This window comes from Pseudomonas asplenii (genome assembly GCF_900105475.1).
GTDB classification, from domain to species: Bacteria; Pseudomonadota; Gammaproteobacteria; order Pseudomonadales; family Pseudomonadaceae; genus Aquipseudomonas; species Aquipseudomonas asplenii.
This window is the reverse complement of sequence record NZ_LT629777.1, coordinates 1,986,681-2,004,353: the sequence shown is the minus strand read 5'-3', so window position 1 is coordinate 2,004,353 and position 17,673 is coordinate 1,986,681. Positions and strand designations below refer to the sequence as shown.

The window sequence follows — 17,673 nt, the reverse complement described above, 5'->3', positions numbered from 1 at the left end:
AGCAAATCCGTACAGGGGAAAGTTCGCCGTCGATCAGGCGCCAGACGGAGCAAGGCCATCAGCCGCCCCGCCTGACGCTGTCACTTCAGCTCATGGCCTGTCAGTGAGGGTTACGACTTGACCGTATGTTTGAAAAACTGACCCAGTTCGCTGAAGAAATCTCTAACCGCCTCTCCTCCCTCGGCGCCCCAACCAGCCCCACGGATCTCCATGGTTTCTTCGAGGGTCATTTCCTGCGGGGCATTGTCTTGCTGCTTAACGTCTTCCATCGGGATACCTCATTGATCGAGTTATGAAAAACACATCAGGCCGAACACACGATCCGGCTTGAATTTCATCGCACCCCACAGGCCCGAGGGCATGGCTGGAGTGCCCGACCATTCTCCCAATCAGCGAAAAAGCCAACTATAAGACCCGCGAATACTCGGCGCCTGAATCGTCACCGCCGGAGTCAGAACTAAGCGCCAGGCGTTGTAGTATCGATTACGGATCGGCTCAGCAGATGTTGCGCCTTGCTTCTCAAAAGCTGCAGATCGATGACCGGAATGTGCAACTGCTTGGCCTGCTCGTCCCACTGACGCATGCGCAGGCTCAAGTCGCAGAGGGGGTTCAGGGCGAAGTCCGCGGCCTCCTGCCGGGTCATCATGCCGCCCTGGTACTCCAGCGTCCGCCGGCTGGCCTCGCTCAAGCGCTCGTAGTACCCGGGCTCGACCCGTGTCAGATAACGCTTGGCCTGCACGTGATACTCCACCAGCCGCGCCAGGCGTTCGCTGAAACCCAGGCGGCGCAGATAGTCCGCGCCCAGCCGTTCGTGGCTGACAACACCATAACCGCCCATGCTCTCCCCGGCTGACTCCGGCCGTGGACAGATATGGCCGATATCGTGGAAGAACGCCGCAAGGACCACTTCGTCGTCGCAGCCTTCGGCCATCGCCCGTTGCGCGGCCTGGGACATGTGCTCCAACTGCGAAACCGGCTCGCCGATGTAGTCGGCGCTGCCAAACTGCCGGTAGAGGCCGAAGACTTCGTCCAGCACCTGCTCGACCCGGCTCACCGCGACTCTCCCAGCAGAGAGGCGAGATTGGCCTCGGCCAACGCCGGACCGACGCTCATCCCGACCCCGGTGTGCATCAGCGCGGCATGCACGCCGGGCGCGGCCTGCAGGAACGAAAACGGCCCCGGCCCGCGGGCACCGTAGACGCCCTGCCAACGCTCCAGCACCTGGACCTTGCAGCCGAGGGTGTGCTCGGCCAGTTCCAGCATCCAGTTATCCACCTGTTCGGCATTGAACGGCGAAGGATCGCTGCCGTAGTGATGGGAATCGCCGATGATCAGCTCACCGTGGGGCGTTGGGCTGATCAGCAGATGGATACCATGGTCCTGCAGATGCGGGCTTTCGCGCTGGATCTGCGCGCGGATCGCCGCCGCTTCCGGCAGGTCGGCGAAAGCGCCGTAGTGCACACAGCTCAAGCCGGTCAGCACCGCATGTTGCAGGTTCAGCCCGCTCAACAGCGGACGGGCGCGGAGCATCTGTAGGCGGCAGATACTCGCCTGCAGAGTCGCCAGCGACTCGGCCAGCAGGGTCTGGTAATCGTGCCCCGAGCAGACCACGATGCGTTCGCCGCGAAAGGTTCCGGCGGTGCTGTGCAACTGGCCGGGGGTGACTTCGCGGACCAGGGTCGAGAAGTGGAACTCGACGCCCAGTTCACGGCGCAGGTAATCGATCAGGGTGAGTATCGCCTCGCGGGAATACAGTTGCTGGTCGTCCAGGCCATGCAAGGCGGCGCGGTGATGGCTGAACTGGCCGCCGTGCAAGTCCGCCAGGGCCCGGCCCTGCAACAGTTTTACCCGGTAGCCATGCTCCCGCGCCCGGCCGGCGCAGAAGGCTTCCAGCAGATGCTCCTCGGCTTCACTGCGGGCGAAGAGGAAACTGCCGTGGCGCTTGAGTTCGAAACCGGCCTGCTGCGACCAGTGGCTCCAGATTTCGCGGCTGGCGCGGGCCAGGTCGAGCATGACACCCGGCGGCTGGCCGGTGACCAGCGCCTGGCCGAAATTGCGGATCGACGCGCCCAGGGGCGTGGCGCTGCGTTCGAAGACCCTGACCTTGAGGCCACGGCGAGCGGCCGCGTAGGCATGGGACAGGCCGAGGATGCCGGCGCCGACGATGAGAATATCGCTGTGAGGGGTCATGAAGGGTCCTGAAGCAATGGTTATGTTGATCGTTTCCCCGGCAGCCCTTGACGCTGCACGTCACCAGAGCGGACGCCGAGCTCGGGGAACGATCGAAACCTGTGGCGAGCGGGTTCGCCCGCGCTGGGGCGCACCGCGCCCCTGAAGCCAGCAACCCGGTTGTGTCAGACAGCATCAGGTCACTGGATTTACGACGGCTACGCCGCCGAGCGCGGGGGGCGGCGTTCCGACAAGCCCGCTCGCCACAGGGTTGGTGTGCAGCCGGTTGGATTACTGGGCAACCTTCTCCGACTTGCCGTCATAACGCTTGCGCCACTCGGCGAGGATTTCGTCGCGGTGCGTCGAGGCCCAGGCGAAATCGTTCTTGATCAGACGCTGCTCGTAGTCGGCCGGCAGTTCGGTCTGCGGCTTGGCGATGCCCGGCTGGGCCAGCACGGCAAAGTTTTCCTTGTACAACTGCATCGCCGCAGGACTTGCGGAGAAGTCGGCCAACTTCTTCGCCGCCTCTTCATGCGCTGTCCCCTTGATCACCGCAGTCGCCTCGATCTCCCAGCCCAACCCTTCCTTCGGCAGAATGATGTCCAGCGGCGCGCCCTGGCGCTTGAGCTGCACTGCCGGATACTCGAAGGAGATGCCGATCGGGAACTCACCCGCCGCCGCCAGCTTGCACGGCTTGGAGCCGGAGTGGACGTACTGGCCGATGTTCTGGTGCAGGTCATCCATGTACTGCCAGCCCTGCTTCTCGCCGAAGGTCTGCAACCAGGCGCTGACATCAAGGAAACCGGTGCCGGACGAAGCCGGGTTGGGCATGACGATCTTGCCCTTGTACTCGGGCTTGGTCAGGTCCTGCCAGCTCACCGGCTTGCTCAGGTGCTGCTTCTCGGCTTCGACGGTGTTAAAGCAGATGGTGGCGGCCCAGACGTCCATGCCGACCCAGGCCGGAGGATTGGCCGAATCGCGGTAGTTGCCACCGATCTTGCCCAGGTCCTTGGGTGCGTAGGGCTGCAACATGCCCTGCTGGTCGAGGATCGCCAGGCTCGACGCGGCCAGCCCCCACACCGCATCCGCCTGTGGCCGGGCCTTCTCGGCCAACAGCTTGGCGGTGATGATGCCGGTGGAGTCGCGCACCCACTTGATGCCGATATCCGGGTTGGCCTTCTCGAAGGCATCCTGGTAGCTCTTGAGCTGCTCGGCTTCGAGGGCGGTATAGACGGTCAGTTCGGTTTTTGCTGCAAAGGCATTCAGGCTGAACAGCGAGAGGACGGCAGCGGCAAGAGTCAAAGGCTTGAACATGATGCGGTTCCTTGGGTTATGTGGCTGTGGTTCAGGCAGGTGTTGTGGGCAGATCAATGGCCGGGCGTGGTCTGTCGCCAGGCCTGGGTACGCTGCAGCAAACCGCGCGAGGCCCAGGCCAGCAGCAGCGACACGCCCGCCGAGGTGAACAGGATCAGGGTCGACATGGCCGCTGCGCCGCCGACATTGCCGGCGTCGTCCATGTTCAGCACTGCCACCGCCGCGAGGAGGGTGTCGGGGCTGTAGAGGAAGATCGCCGCCGAAACCGTGGTCATCGCCGAGACGAACAGGTAGCGGATGATGTCCAGCAGGGCCGGCAGGCAGATCGGCACCGTGACCCGCAGGTAGTGGCGGTACAACGGCGTCTTCAGCGACAGCGCGGCGGCCTCGAACTCACTGTCGAGCTGGCGCAGGGCAGTGGTCGCGGTCATCTGTGCGGTGGTCAGGTAGTGCGCGATCGTGCACACCACCAAGAGCGTCATGCTCCCGTAGAACACATGCAGCGGGTTGCCGCCGAGGTTGAAAAAGAACACATAGCCCAACCCCAGGACCAGGCCGGGTACCGCCATCGGCACAAAACTGAGCAGACGCAGCACCCGGTTCAGGCCGCGCTGACCGCGAGTCTTTTCCATCAGGTAGGCGCCGGTGAAGATCAGCAGGCTGCCGACCAACGCCGTACACAGCGCCAGGGTCAGGCTATTGCGATAGGCCAGCCAGCCGCCGCCCGCCGTCTCGTCGAAGCGGTAATGGCTCAAGGACAACGACAGGTTGTATGGCCAGAATTTCACCAGCGACGAATACACCGCCATGCCAAACACCAGCAGCAACGCGGCGCAGACCAGCAGGACAATCACCAGGTAGCAGGCATCCCGCGATCGGCAGCGCACCGGCTGGAACACCTGGGCCCGACCCGTCATCGCCTCGCCCTGGCGCCGGCGCAGCCAGGCATCGACGGCAAAGCTGAACAGCGCCGGCAGCAGCAGGATCATGCCGATCAGCGCACCACGGCCGAACTGTTGTTGGCCGACCACCGCCTTGTAGGCTTCCAGCGCCAGCACCTGGTAATCGCCACCCACCACCACCGGCACACCGAAATCAGTGATGGTCAGGGTGAACACCAAACACAAGGCGGCGAACACCGCTTGCCGGGTGGCCGGCCAGGTGATGCTGCGATAGGCCTTCCATGGACTGGCGCCCATGCTCGAGGCCGCGTCGAACAGCCGGGCATCGGCCAGGGACAGCGCCGACAACAGGATCATCAGCGCATGGGGAAAGGTGTAGATGACTTCGCCGACGACGATGCCCCAGAAGCCATAGATATTCTCCGCCAGCCATCCGCGCAGCAGGCCCTGGTTGCCGAACAGGTAGACCAGGGCGATCCCCGGCAGCATCGAGGGGGCCATCAACGGCAGCAAGGACAGGCCGCGCCAGAGGGGCTTTCCGGGAATCAGCGTGCGTTGCAGGGCGTAGGCAAACAGATAGGCCAGCGGTACGACAATCGCCGCAACGCTCAAGGATACTTTCAGGCTGTTGCCCAGCAGCCAGTGGAAATTGTCGCTGCCCAGCAATTCCCGTGCGGCGAGCCAGCCGCCGCCCTGCCCGGCTTCGCTGCTCAAGCCACGCCAGAAGATCGCCAACAGCGGCAATAGCACCGCGACACCCAGCAGGCAGAGCCAGAGCAGCTTGCCGCCGACCACGAACAGGCGATCGCCCCAGTCACCGCGCCTGACGGTCGAGGTCGATTTGCGCAGCGGCGCCAGGCTGATTGCAGCGGCCATCTCAGGCAAACACCTGCAGGCTGCGCGGGGGCAACGCGACCCAGATATCCGGCGAGCCCAGGCGCGGCATGTCCTGCGGGCCGACTTCGGCCAGCAGCGGATGGCCGGGCAGTTCGTTGAGTTCGAAACGCATGCGGCAGCGATTGCCGAGAAAGGTGATTTCCCGCACCCGCGCGGCAAACAGGTTTTCCTCATGCACCGGCGGGTTGACGCTGATCGACTCGGGGCGGCAGAACAGCCGACCGGAATCGGCCCGCGCAGCGCCATCGGCCAGGCGCAATTGCATGCTGCCCACCTGGGCATGCTGGGCGTTGCGCTGCTGGAACGGCAGCCAGTTGCCCTGGCCGACGAACTCGGCGACGAACGGTGTGGCGGGCTTGTCGTAGATCTCCTGGGGCGTGGCGTACTGCTCGACCTTGCCGTTGTTGATCACGGCGATCCGGTCGGCCATCAACATGGCTTCGTCCTGGTTGTGAGTCACCATCAGCGTGGTCACACCGAGACGGCGTTGCAGTTGGCGCAGTTCGCTGCACAGGTGTTCACGGACCCGCGCGTCGAGGGCCGACATCGGTTCGTCGAGCAGCAGCAACGACGGTGCCGGGGCCAGCGCGCGAGCCAGCGCCACCCGCTGCTGCTGGCCGCCGGAGAGCTGGCCGGGGTACTTTTTCTCGCTGCCGACCAGGCCGACCAGTTCGAGCATCTGGACCACGCGCTGGCGTGCTTCGTCGCGACCGCTGCCCGTCAGGCCGTAGGCGATGTTGGCCTCCACGGTGAGATTGGGGAACAGTGCGTAGGACTGGAACAGGATGCCGTAATCGCGGGCCTGGGGTGGCAGTTCGGAAACATTGCGCTCGCCGAGGAACAGCTCACCGTCGTCCTGGCGCTCAAGGCCGGCAATACAGCGTAACAACGTGGTCTTGCCGCAACCCGACGGCCCCAGCAGACACACCAGTTCGCCAGCGGCGACGTCGAGGGAAACGTTCTCCAGTGCGGTGAAGGCGCCAAAGCGTTTCTGCACGCCGCGAACTTTCAGCGCAGCACCGGGGTTGGCCTGGGGGTGAACGATCGGGTTGTTCATGGACGGACCTCATCAAGCGGATGAGGCTCATGCTAGGGAGGCAATGCGTACGTCGTGTGGCAATAAGGCAAAAGCTACCGATAGTGGTATTGGCGGATTTGGGTAGGAAACGAACTGTAGATATTGTGGAAATTTCCGCGCTCTACTGCTGCGCTGAAGAGATTATGTGACCATCCACGCCAAGTCAGACCGGCGCCATCTCCTGCGCCAACCCCATGAACGCCGCCGGCAGGCGCGCCGACTTGCGCTCCTTGAGGCAATACAGGTACTCGGGGATCTGTGGCGCGTTCTCGATGCTCAACACCCGCAACTGCGGGTCATGGGGCACTTCCTGACGGGCAATGATGCTGATGCCGATGTTGCGCAGCACCGCCTCACGGATCGACTCGCGACTGCCGATCTCCAGCAACGGCCCATGGCTGACCCGGGCATCGCGCAACAGCTCTTCCGTCAGTTGCCGGGTGGTCGAGCCCGGCTCGCGCATCAGCAGGCAATGCCCGGCCAGCGCACTCAACGGCACATGATCATGAATCGCCAGCGGGTGATTGCGATGCACCGCCAACACCAGCGGGTCGCTGCCCAGTACCCGGCGGATCAGCCGCGGGTCGTCGAGCAACTGCGACGAGGCGGCGACATCGACTCGATATTCTTCCAGCGCTTCCAGCACCTGCTGGGAGTTGCCGATCTCCATCGATACCTCGACCTGCGGCAGACGCTCGCGGAACGCCTTGACCAGATCGAGAATGTAGTACGGCGCGGTCGCGGCAATGCGCAAGGCGCCCTGAACCTGGCCACTGTTGCGCAGGAAGAACTCGATATCCGCCTCCTGCTGCAACAGCGCCTTGACCATCGGCAGCAGCCGCGCGCCCTCCTCGCTGACACTCAGGCGGCGACCGCCACGATAGAACAGTTCAACCGAGTACTGGCTTTCCAGGTGACGGATCTGAGTGGTCACCGTGGGCTGGCTGAGGCCGAGTTTTTTCGCCGCCTCGGTGATGCTGCCCAGGCGAGCGACCATGTAAAACGCCTTCAGCTCGGCACTCTTCAATTCGGCACTCTTCAACTCGGCACTTGGCGCACAGCGGCCTCTCATCGTTTATTTGCGCAACAGGCGCAGCCCATTGAACACCACCAGCAGGCTGACACCCATGTCGGCAAAGACCGCCATCCACATGGTCGCCATGCCAAGGAAGGTGACCGCCAGAAAGATCGCCTTGATGACCAGGGCCAGGGCGATGTTCTGCTTGAGGATACTCGCAGTCTGGCGTGACAGGCGAATAAACGCCGGAATCTTGCGCAGATCATCGTCCATCAGGGCTACATCGGCGGTTTCGATAGCGGTATCGGTACCGGCTGCCGCCATGGCGAAGCCGATCTCGGCACGAGCCAGGGCCGGCGCATCGTTGATGCCGTCACCGACCATACCGACACGATGCCGCTTGGCGTACAGCGCCTCGATGGCTTGCAGCTTGTCGGTCGGTAGCAGATCGCCGCGAGCTTCATCGATACCAACCTGAACGGCGATCGCCTTGGCGGTGTGGGGATTGTCGCCGGTAAGCATCAGGGTCTTGATGCCCAATTCGTGCAACTGACGAATGGCCTCGCGACTGCTGTCCTTGACCGTATCGGCCACGGCGAACAGCGCCAACGGCCCCGAGCCATCGAGCAGCAGCACGACGGTCTTGCCCTGCGCTTCCAGGGCGAAGAGTTTTTCCTCCAGGGCCGGCGAGCACAAACCCAGTTCTTCCACCAACCGATGGTTGCCCAGGTGATAGCGCTGACCCGCGATGTCGCCACGCACGCCACGTCCGGCCAGGGCTTCGAAGGCCTCGACTTCCTGCAGTGCGAGTTGCTTGTCCCGGGCATCGCGGGCAATCGCCAGGGATACCGGATGGTCGGAACGAGCCGCGAGGCTGGCGGCAATGGCGGCGGCGCGCTCACGGTACAGCGGCTCCAGCGGCAGGAAGTCCGTCAGCACCGGCTTGCCATGGGTGAGGGTGCCGGTCTTGTCCAGGGCCAGGTAATCGAGCTGATGGCCGCTTTCCAGATAGACCCCGCCCTTGACCAGAATGCCCTTGCGGGCTGCGGCCGCCAGACCGCTGACAATCGTGACCGGCGTCGAGATCACCAGCGCGCACGGACAGGCGACCACAAGCAGGACCAGCGCCCGGTAGATCCAGTCGAACCAGGCAGCGGCCATGAACAACGGCGGAATAACCGCCACGGCCAGGGCTAACGCGAATACCGCCGGGGTATAGACCTTCGAAAAACTGTCGACGAACCGTTGGGTCGGTGCCCGCGCGCCCTGGGCCTGCTCTACCGCATGGATGATCCGTGCCAGGGTCGAGTCACCCGCCGCCGCCGTTACCCGGTACTCCAGGGAACCGGCCTGGTTGATGGTGCCGGCGAACACCTTGTCGCCCGGATTCTTCTCGACCGGCAGGCTTTCGCCGGTGATCGGCGCCTGATCGACGCTGGAAGAGCCTTCGACCACCTCACCATCCAGGGCGATGCGCTCGCCAGGGCGGACCCGGACTCTCGCGCCCAACTCGACGCGCTTGACCTCAAGCTCAAGCCAACTGCCATCGTCCTGGCGGACCGTGGCGGTCTCCGGGGTCATCTGCATCAGGCCACCAATGGCATTGCGCGCACTGTCCAGCGAGCGCGCCTCAATCAACTCGGCGATGGTGAAGAGGAACATCACCATCGCCGCTTCCGGCCATTGGCCGATCAGCACCGCACCGGTCACGGCGATGCTCATCAGCGCGTTGATGTTCAGGTTACGGTTCTTCAGGGCGATCCAGCCCTTCTTGTAGGTACCGAGACCGCCGCTGAGGATCGAGATCAGCGCGACAATGGCCACTACCCAGGTGGGCGCGGCGTTGCTGAAGTGAATGACTTCAGCGGCCAGGGCGCCAATACCGGAGATAGCCAGCGGCCACCAGACTTTCTTCGCTGGAGGCTGGCTGGCAGCCTGGCTGTCCGCACCGTCGTCCAGTGGCTCGGCGTGCATGCCCAGCGACTTGATCGCCTCGACGATTGGCGCGCTCGACGGCAGATCGTGGGTCACACCGAGCACCCGGTTGATCAGGTTGAACTCCAGTTGCTGGATACCTGCCAGCTTGCCCAGCTTGTTCTGAATCAGCGTCTGCTCGGTAGGGCAATCCATGGCCTCGATACGAAAGCGGCTCAAGCGACCATCGGTGCTGCTGCCGAGTTTGACCAACGCCGGAGCCTCTGCATTCGAGCAACAGTGGTGGGAGTGCTCCGAGTGGCTGTGGGCATGAGCGGCTTTCACGGGCTGTAGCGGTTGGCAGGCACCCTGGGCCTGTTTGTCGGCATGGCCATGATCGTGATCGTGATCGTGATCGTGATCGTGATCGTGATCGTGATCGTGATCGTGATCAGCATGCGGGTGACCCGCGTCGGAAACTGGCTCGACGGAATGCGAGCAGCAGGAGCCGCCATGCTCATGCTTGTGCTCATGAGCGCCGTGCTGGTGGGCGCTGCCAGGTTGGCGCGGAGTGTGAATGGAGTCGCTCATGGGATACGTCCCTGAAAAGGTGCCTGTTGCCAAGTGAACACCCTGTAGCCACTATAGGGTCAAGCATCCTTTTCGGGAGATCGATCGATGAAGATTGGCGAACTGGCGAAACTCACCGACTGCCAGGTGGAAACCATCCGTTATTACGAGAAGGAAAACCTGTTGCCGGAACCGGCACGCAGCGAGGGCAACTACCGTCTGTACACCCAAGCCCATGTCGAGCGCCTGACCTTCATCCGCAATTGCCGCAGCCTGGACATGACCCTGGAGGAGATCCGCAGCCTGCTGAGCCTGCGTGACAGCCCGCAGGACCAGTGCGAAAGCGTGAATGCGCTGGTGGACGAGCATATCCACCACGTCAAGGCGCGGATCGACGGGTTGCTGGCATTGCAGGCCCAGTTGCTGGACCTGCGCCAGCGTTGTGGCGGCGGGCCGGAGACCGACCAGTGCGCGATCCTGCAGCGCCTGGAAGTCAGTGGCAGCGTGGTGCCGACCGAAGTCGAACACTCACATGTGGGCAGGAGCCACGGCCACTAGAGTCCGGAACCGATCAGACCGCCATCGGTGCTGTCAGCGGCGCATGGTGCTGGTAGCCGTCCAGCGAGAAGTCTCCCGGCTCCACCAACTCCAACCATTGCGGCTGGTACACGCCGGTCTTGGCAAACTCCGGCACGCGCTCGGAAATCACCAGTTTGGGCATCGGGAACGGCTCGCGGGCGAGTTGTTCGTTGAGCATGTCCAGGTGGTTTTCATACACATGGGCATCGCCGATGAAATAGGTGAACCAGCGCGGCGTGTAGCCGGTCAGGCGGCCGATCAGGCTCAGCAGCGCCGCGCCTTCGGTCAGGTTGAACGGCGTGCCCAGGCCCAGGTCATTCGAACGGATGTAGAGGGTCAGGGAAATTTCCTTCGTCTCGACATTCGGGTGGAACTGGTACAGCAGATGGCACGGTGGCAGGGCCATTTCGTCCAACTGTGCGCAGTTCCAGCCATGGAACAGGATGCGCCGGCTGCCCGGGTCGTTGATGATGGTGTCGACGCACTGGCGAACCTGGTCGATTGCCTTGTACAGCACCACATAGGCCTGACCGTCTTCCTCGCCCTGGGCGATCTGCCGGTAGCCCTGGGCCAGGGTCTGCTCGATGGCCGCGCGATTGCTCGCCGGGATCTGCTTGTAGGCTGGCCACTTGCGCCATTGCACCCCGTAGATCTCGCCCAGGTCGTCATCGCCCTGGCGGAACGGGTTGGCCAGCCACTGGGCGTTTTCGTTGGCGTTCTGGTCCCAGACCTTGCAACCCAGCGCACGGAACTCGGCAGCGTTGTTCACCCCACGAAGGAAACCGCACATCTCGCCGATGGCGGCCTTGAACGCCAGCTTGCGGGTAGTGATCGCCGGAAAACCTTCCTTGAGGTCATAACGCAGCATCGCACCCGGAAAGCTGATGGTGTTCACACCCGTGCGGTTGGCCTGCTTGGTGCCGTTCTTGATGACATGGGCGACCAGATCGAGATATTGCTTCATGAATTACCTGCATCCTTGAATGCGGGGCCCGTGGGCCCCGATTCGAATTTAAAGCGCGGCGTCTTTCGTTGCCGGCGTGTTCGAGGCGCGATGATAGGCGAACCAGATCAGCCACAAGCCGCCAATGATCATCGGCAGACTGAGAATCTGCCCCATGGTCACCCAGCCGAACGCCAGATAGCCGAGCTGTGCGTCCGGCACCCGGACGAACTCGACGATAAAACGGAAGATCCCGTAGAACAACGCGAACATGCCCGATACCGCCATGGTCGGCCGTGGCTTGCGCGTGAACAGCCAGAGAATGACGAACAGCGCGACGCCTTCCAGGGCGAACTGGTAAAGCTGCGAGGGGTGACGCGGCAACTGGGCCGGGTCGCTGAACGGCGGGAAGATCATCGCCCACGGCACGTCGCTCGGCTTGCCCCATAATTCGGCGTTGATGAAGTTGCCGATCCGGCCGGCACCCAGGCCGATCGGCACCATTGGCGCGACAAAGTCCATCAGTTCGAAGAACGACTTGCCATTCCGCCGGCCGAACCACCAGGCCGCCACCATCACCCCGATGAAGCCACCGTGGAAGGCCATGCCGCCCTTCCACACCTCGAAGATCAGCGTCGGGTTGGCCACATAGGCCGGCAAGTCGTAGAACAGCACATACCCCAGCCGCCCACCGACAATCACCCCCATGGCCAACCAGAAGATCAGGTCGGAGAGCTTTTCCTTGGTCCAGGTCGGGTCGAAACGGTTCAGGCGCCGGGAGGCCAGCAGCCACGCACCGCCAATGCCGACCAGGTACATCAGGCCGTACCAGTGGATTTTCAGCGGACCGATGGCCAGGGCCACCGGGTCGATCTGCGGGTAAGGCAGCATTGCGACTCCTTGATAGAGTAGAAAATTCAGGGTCTGCTCGCTCAATCGACGAGCAGACCAGCGGGCCATGATGGGGCCCTGCGATTAAGCCAATATTGCGCCCGACACACTGAACCGGGCCTGAGGTTCAGAGCAGGAACTTCATCCCGACACAGAACAATAGCCCGGCAAACAGCCGCTTGAGCAGCAGCGGCGAGAGCTTGTGTGCCAGCTGCACGCCAAAGCGGGCGAAAAACATACTGGTCAGAGCGATGCCGAGCAAGGCCGGCAGATAGATGAAGCCCAGACTGTGCTCCGGCAACAACGGGTCGTGCCAACCCAGCCAGATGAAACTGAGGGTACTGGCCACGGCGATCGGCAGGCCACAGGCCGACGACGTCGCCACCGCCTGTTGCATCGGCAGACTGCGCCAGGTCAGGAACGGCACGGTCAGCGAGCCGCCACCGATGCCGAAAATCGCCGAGGCCCAGCCGATCACTGCGCCCGCCAGCCCCAGCCCGAGCTTGCCGGGAATCTCCCGACGGCCTTTGGGTTGGAGGCCCAGCGCCATCTGCACGGAAACGATCAGGGCAAAGATGCCGATGATCTTCTGCAGGTTCGGCCCGGCAATCGCCTTGGCCGTCAGCGCCCCCAGGCCCGCGCCCAGCAGGATCCCCAAGGCCATCCAGGTAAAGATCGGCCAACGGACCGCTCCCCGGCGATGATGGCCGCGAATGGTGTTGATCGACGTGAAAATGATCGTGGCCAGGGAAGTGCCGACCGCCAGATGCGTGAGGATCGAGTTGTCGAAACCCTGCAGGGTGAAGCTGAACACCAGTACCGGGACGATGATGATCCCGCCACCGACGCCAAACAACCCGGCCAGCACGCCCGCACAGGCGCCCAGCAGCAGATAGAGCAGAAATTCCATGCAACCCCCGAAACAAGACCGGCATGGTAACGGATGCACGGCGCTCGTCTCTACTGGATGACGACGGGCACCCTGCGTAAAGTGAAGGAAAACACAGAGGGACCACCTGATGTGCCTGATTGTCTTCGCCTGGCGCCCCAGCCATGCCCAGCCGTTGATCGTCGCCGCCAACCGCGACGAATTCTACGCCCGCCCGAGCCTGCCGCTGGGACAGTGGCCGGAAAACCCGCAGATCTACGCCGGACGCGACCTGGAAGCCGGCGGGACCTGGTTGGGCGTTGGCGCTCATCGACGCTTCGCCGCGTTGACCAATATCCGTAATCCGCACCAGCCGCCAGCGCGCCGATCGCGGGGCGAGCTGGTAGCGCGATTTCTAGGCGAAGACCGCTCGATTGTCGATTATCTTCAGGATATCGCCGCACGATCACCGGAGTACGCCGGATTCAACCTGTTGCTGGGTGATGCCCATGAGCTATGGCACTTCAATTCACATGAGGGCCAGCCACGCCAACTGCAGGAAGGGATCTACGGTCTGTCCAATGCCGGACTCGACACCCCGTGGCCCAAATTACTGAAAGCCAGGACGGCCCTGGGACAGGCGCTGGAACGGCCAGCCCCGGAGCATCTGCTGGCGCTGCTCGGCGACCGGCAGACCGCCGCATTTGCCGAACTGCCGGATACCGGGGTGGGCCTGGCGACCGAGAGCCTGTTGTCCAGTGTGTTCATCGCCAGCCCCAGCTACGGCACACGGGCGAGCACGGCGCTGATCGTTAATGCCGATGGCACGCGGCATCTGCTCGAGCGCAGCTTCGGGCCCCATGGCGGGCATCTGGGGGAAGTGGAACTGAAAATCTGACAAGGCCGCCCGGTGCAGGGGCGGCCCAATGACTCAGTGCTTGACCACCGGGTTGGCCATGCGGCCCAAGCCGAGGTTCTTCAGCGCCAATTGCAGGGTACTGTGGATAACTTGCGGGTTATCGATGGTCATCACCTGGGCCAGCAGTTCCTGGGACTTGCTCAGGCTGATCTGACGCAGCATCCATTTCACTTTCGGCAGGTTGGTGGCGTTCATCGACAGGCTGTCAAAGCCCATCGCCATCAACAACACCGCAGCGGCCGGATCGCCGGCCATCTCACCGCAGATACTCACCGGCTTGCCTTCGGCGTGGGCATCACGCACCACGTTCTGCAAAGCCTGCAGTACCGCCGGGTGCAGGTAGTCATACAGGTCGGCGACCCGCGGGTTGTTACGGTCAACGGCCAGCAGGTACTGGGTCAGGTCGTTGGAGCCGACCGAGAGAAAATCCACCTGGCGGGCCAGTTCGCGGGTCTGGTACACCGCCGCCGGAATCTCGACCATCACCCCCACCGGCGGCATCGGCACGTCGGTGCCTTCGTCACGGACTTCGCCCCAGGCCCGGTGGATAAGATGCAGCGCTTCTTCCACCTCGTGGGTCCCGGAGATCATCGGCAACAGGATGCGCAGGTTGTTCAGCCCTTCGCTGGCCTTGAGCATGGCCCGGGTCTGCACCAGGAAAATCTCCGGGTGGTCGAGGGTCACGCGGATACCACGCCAGCCGAGGAACGGGTTGTCTTCGACGATAGGGAAGTACGACAGCGACTTGTCGCCGCCGATGTCCAGGCTGCGCATGGTCACCGGCTGCGGATGGAACGCCGAGAGCTGTTCGCGGTAGATCGCCAGCTGTTCCTTCTCGCTCGGGAAGCGCTGGTTGATCATGAACGGCACTTCGGTGCGGTACAGCCCAACACCTTCCGCGCCACGCTGTTGCGCACGGGCGACGTCGGCCAGCAGGCCGGTGTTGACCCACAGCGGCATGCGGTGACCATCGGTGGTCACGCAAGGCAACTCGCGCAGGGCATCAAGCCCCTGGGACAACTGACGCTCTTCTTCCACCACATTGAAGTACTGCTTGCGCAGCAACTCGCCGGGGTTGGTGAACACTTCACCCCGGGCACCGTCGACGATCATATCGATGCCGTCGACCTTGGAGTACGGCAGATCGACCAGCCCCATCACCGTCGGAATGCCCATGGCACGGGCCAGGATCGCGACGTGGGAGTTGCCCGAACCCAGTACCGACACCAGACCGACCAGATTGCCCTCCGGCACCTCGCCGAGCATGGTCGCCGTCAACTCTTCGCTGACCAGGATGGTGTGCTTGGGGTAGACCATGTTCTGCTGGCGCTCGGACTGCAGATAGGCCAGCAGGCGGCGGCCCAGGTCCCTGACGTCCGAGGCGCGCTCGCGCAGATAGTCGTCATCCATCAGTTCAAAGCGATTGACGTGGTCGGTGACCACTTGGCGCAAGGCGCCCTGGGCCCATTGGCCGGTCTTGATGATGCTGGTGACCTCGCTGCCCAGTGAGGCATCGTCGAGCATCATCAGATAGACGTCGAACAGCGCCCGCTCTTCCGGGCGCAACTGTGTGGCCAGCTTGGTCGACAGGGTGCGCATGTCGTTGCGCACCCCCTCGATGGCGGTCTTGAACAGGGCCAGCTCGGCATCGATATCGGTGACGGTCTTGTCCGGCACCACGTCCAGGTCCGCTGGCGGCAGCATGACCACTGCGGTACCGACCGCAGCACCCGGCGAGCCCGGCACGCCGACGAACTTGGCTTCCTGGATGCCCTTGCCTTCACGCCCCAGGCCCCGGATGGAACCGGTGGCCTCGGCATGGGCGATAACACCGGCCAGTTGGGCACTCATGGTCACCAGGAAGGCTTCTTCACCTTCATCGAACTGGCGACGCTCTTTTTGCTGGATGACCAATACGCCGACAACGCGGCGGTGGTGGATGATCGGCGCACCGAGGAAGGAGGCATAACGCTCCTCACCGGTCTCGGCGAAGTAACGGTAGCGCGGGTGGTCGGCGGCGTTTTCGAGGTTCAGCGGCTCTTCGCGCGTCCCCACCAGACCGACCAGGCCTTCATTCGGTGCCATGCTGACCTTGCCGATCGAACGCTTGTTCAAGCCTTCGGTCGCCATCAGCACAAAGCGGTTGGTTTCGGGATCAAGCAGGTAGACCGAGCAGACCTGGCTGCCCATGGCCTCTTTGACGCGCAAGACAATAATCCCCAACGCCGTCTTGAGATCCTTGGCGGAGTTAACTTCCTGGACGATCTTGCGCAGCGTATTGAGCATGGCTCGGGGTCGAACTCCGTGTCAGTCGCGCGTTAAAAGGCGCGGGGCAAGCTCTTTGAGCGCGCGACGATAAACCTCGCGCTTGAATGTCACCACCTGGCCCAACGGGTACCAATAGCTGACCCAACGCCAGCCATCGAATTCCGGTTTACCGGTCAAATCCATCCGCACCCGCTGCTCGTTGGACAGCAGACGCAGGAGAAACCATTTCTGTTTCTGGCCGATGCACAGCGGTTGACTGTGGGTACGCACCAGACGTTGCGGCAAACGATAGCGCAACCAGCCCCGGGTACAGGCCAGAATTTGCACATCCTCACGTTCCAGGCCGACTTCTTCGTTCAATTCGCGGTACAAGGCGTCTTCAGGCGTCTCGTCAGGGTTGATCCCACCTTGCGGAAACTGCCATGCATCTTGATTGATCCGCCGAGCCCATAGGACCTGCCCAGCATCATTTGTCAGAATTATCCCGACATTAGGACGGAAACCATCGGGGTCGATCACGGCAACCACCTCGTAAACGCATGTCATCGCATTGTTCCACAAAGGTTGTGAAAGCAGCAACGCACCGTCCCAGCTTATGTGCACTCTTGTGAAAAGACCGTATTCTGATCACCTTTTTACAGGCTTTTCAGCGAGTAACTGCAATGCGTCTGGCTTTATTCGACTTGGACAACACACTTTTGGGCGGCGACAGCGACCACGCCTGGGGCGATTACCTGTGCGAACGGGGCATTCTCGACCCGGTGGCCTACAAAACCCGCAACGACGAGTTCTACCAGGACTACCTGGCCGGCAAGCTGGACAACGCCGAGTACCTGAACTTCTGCCTGGAAATCCTCGGCCGCACCGAAATGGCGCAACTGGACGAGTGGCACCGCGACTACATGCGCGACTGCATCGAACCGATCGTGCTGCCCAAGGCCCTGGAGCTGCTGGCCCGGCACCGTGATGCGGGCGACAAGTTGGTCATCATCACCGCGACCAACCGCTTTGTAACCGCGCCGATTGCCGCACGCCTGGGCGTCGAGACCCTGATCGCCACCGAGTGCGAGATGCAGGACGGCCGTTATACCGGGCGCAGCACCGATGTGCCGTGTTTCCGCGAAGGCAAGGTGACACGCCTGAACCGCTGGCTGGAAGAGACCGGCCACAGTCTGCAGGACAGCTATTTCTACAGTGACTCGATGAATGACCTGCCACTGCTGGAGCAGGTGAGCCATCCGGTGGCGGTGGACCCGGACCCGAATCTGCAGGCCGAGGCCGAACGGCGTGGCTGGCCGGTGATCAGCCTGCGCGGCTGAGCTACTGGAACCGGGCAGGGCCTA

The 17,673-nt window shown here is 62.9% G+C and carries 16 protein-coding genes; 3 read left to right on the top strand and 13 right to left on the bottom strand.

From position 1 onward, the window contains the following. Window positions 1–110 precede the first annotated feature (110 nt). The 8 genes from BLU37_RS28980 to BLU37_RS09045 all read right to left on the bottom strand — a co-directional run bounded on the left by BLU37_RS28980 (window position 111) and on the right by BLU37_RS09045 (window position 9,883). A complete protein-coding gene (locus BLU37_RS28980; protein ID WP_019362907.1) occupies window positions 111–269 on the bottom strand; it encodes a hypothetical protein in 159 nt (52 codons plus the stop codon). A gap of 188 nt (window positions 270–457) precedes the next feature. Next, on the bottom strand, window positions 458–1,054 hold the full coding sequence (locus tag BLU37_RS09075; protein WP_090204187.1) for a phosphonate degradation HD-domain oxygenase: 597 nt from the start codon (window positions 1,052–1,054) through the stop codon (window positions 458–460). Beyond that, window positions 1,051–2,190 (bottom strand): TIGR03364 family FAD-dependent oxidoreductase, encoded by a 1,140-nt coding sequence (locus tag BLU37_RS09070; protein ID WP_090204185.1) that lies wholly within the window; start codon window positions 2,188–2,190, stop codon window positions 1,051–1,053. The genes BLU37_RS09075 and BLU37_RS09070 overlap by 4 nt, the downstream gene beginning before the upstream one ends. Before the next feature lie 270 nt (window positions 2,191–2,460). Then, complete coding sequence (locus BLU37_RS09065; RefSeq protein WP_090204182.1) at window positions 2,461–3,483, bottom strand: putative 2-aminoethylphosphonate ABC transporter substrate-binding protein; 1,023 nt, start codon at window positions 3,481–3,483, stop codon at window positions 2,461–2,463. A 53-nt stretch (window positions 3,484–3,536) separates the two neighbouring features. Next, the gene (locus BLU37_RS09060; RefSeq protein WP_172833011.1) at window positions 3,537–5,261 is read right to left on the bottom strand and encodes a putative 2-aminoethylphosphonate ABC transporter permease subunit; all 1,725 of its coding nucleotides are present in this window, start codon (window positions 5,259–5,261) and stop codon (window positions 3,537–3,539) included. Window position 5,262: 1 nt separating this feature from the next. Further along, window positions 5,263–6,339 carry a putative 2-aminoethylphosphonate ABC transporter ATP-binding protein gene (locus BLU37_RS09055; protein WP_090204177.1) on the bottom strand — a complete coding sequence of 359 codons (1,077 nt, stop codon included), beginning with the start codon at window positions 6,337–6,339 and terminating at the stop codon, window positions 5,263–5,265. Between the two features lie 184 nt (window positions 6,340–6,523). After that, window positions 6,524–7,387, bottom strand: coding sequence for a LysR family transcriptional regulator (locus BLU37_RS09050; protein WP_026007784.1), 864 nt, complete (start codon window positions 7,385–7,387; stop codon window positions 6,524–6,526). Window positions 7,388–7,435: 48 nt separating this feature from the next. Next, window positions 7,436–9,883 carry a heavy metal translocating P-type ATPase gene (locus BLU37_RS09045; protein ID WP_172833010.1) on the bottom strand — a complete coding sequence of 816 codons (2,448 nt, stop codon included), beginning with the start codon at window positions 9,881–9,883 and terminating at the stop codon, window positions 7,436–7,438. A gap of 87 nt (window positions 9,884–9,970) precedes the next feature. Here BLU37_RS09045 and cadR point away from each other — a divergent pair, with 87 nt between their 5' ends. After that, a complete protein-coding gene (gene cadR / locus BLU37_RS09035) occupies window positions 9,971–10,420 on the top strand; it encodes a Cd(II)/Pb(II)-responsive transcriptional regulator (RefSeq protein WP_010450586.1) in 450 nt (149 codons plus the stop codon). A gap of 13 nt (window positions 10,421–10,433) precedes the next feature. On the opposite strand, the gene BLU37_RS09030 is transcribed toward cadR, so the two are convergent. The 3 genes from BLU37_RS09030 to BLU37_RS09020 all read right to left on the bottom strand — a co-directional run bounded on the left by BLU37_RS09030 (window position 10,434) and on the right by BLU37_RS09020 (window position 13,185). Further along, window positions 10,434–11,405, bottom strand: a complete 972-nt coding sequence (locus BLU37_RS09030; protein ID WP_010450588.1) for a thymidylate synthase — start codon at window positions 11,403–11,405, stop codon at window positions 10,434–10,436. Window positions 11,406–11,453: 48 nt separating this feature from the next. Next, window positions 11,454–12,275: a prolipoprotein diacylglyceryl transferase gene (lgt, locus tag BLU37_RS09025; RefSeq protein WP_010450589.1), complete on the bottom strand. Its 822-nt coding sequence runs from the start codon at window positions 12,273–12,275 to the stop codon at window positions 11,454–11,456. 127 nt (window positions 12,276–12,402) lie between these two features. Continuing rightward, complete coding sequence (locus BLU37_RS09020; protein ID WP_019362901.1) at window positions 12,403–13,185, bottom strand: sulfite exporter TauE/SafE family protein; 783 nt, start codon at window positions 13,183–13,185, stop codon at window positions 12,403–12,405. Window positions 13,186–13,294: 109 nt separating this feature from the next. Between BLU37_RS09020 and BLU37_RS09015 the strand changes: the two genes are divergently transcribed. Continuing rightward, a complete protein-coding gene (locus tag BLU37_RS09015) occupies window positions 13,295–14,041 on the top strand; it encodes an NRDE family protein (protein ID WP_090204169.1) in 747 nt (248 codons plus the stop codon). Window positions 14,042–14,074: 33 nt separating this feature from the next. Here BLU37_RS09015 and ptsP read toward each other — a convergent pair whose 3' ends face one another. Then, a complete protein-coding gene (gene ptsP, locus BLU37_RS09010) occupies window positions 14,075–16,348 on the bottom strand; it encodes a phosphoenolpyruvate--protein phosphotransferase (protein ID WP_090204167.1) in 2,274 nt (757 codons plus the stop codon). A gap of 21 nt (window positions 16,349–16,369) precedes the next feature. After that, a complete protein-coding gene (locus BLU37_RS09005; RefSeq protein ID WP_010450599.1) occupies window positions 16,370–16,849 on the bottom strand; it encodes an RNA pyrophosphohydrolase in 480 nt (159 codons plus the stop codon). 143 nt (window positions 16,850–16,992) lie between these two features. Between BLU37_RS09005 and BLU37_RS09000 the strand changes: the two genes are divergently transcribed. Continuing rightward, entirely contained in the window at window positions 16,993–17,649 is a 657-nt protein-coding gene (locus BLU37_RS09000) for a histidinol-phosphatase (protein ID WP_019362898.1), read from the top strand. The last annotated feature ends 24 nt before the right edge of the window (window positions 17,650–17,673 follow it).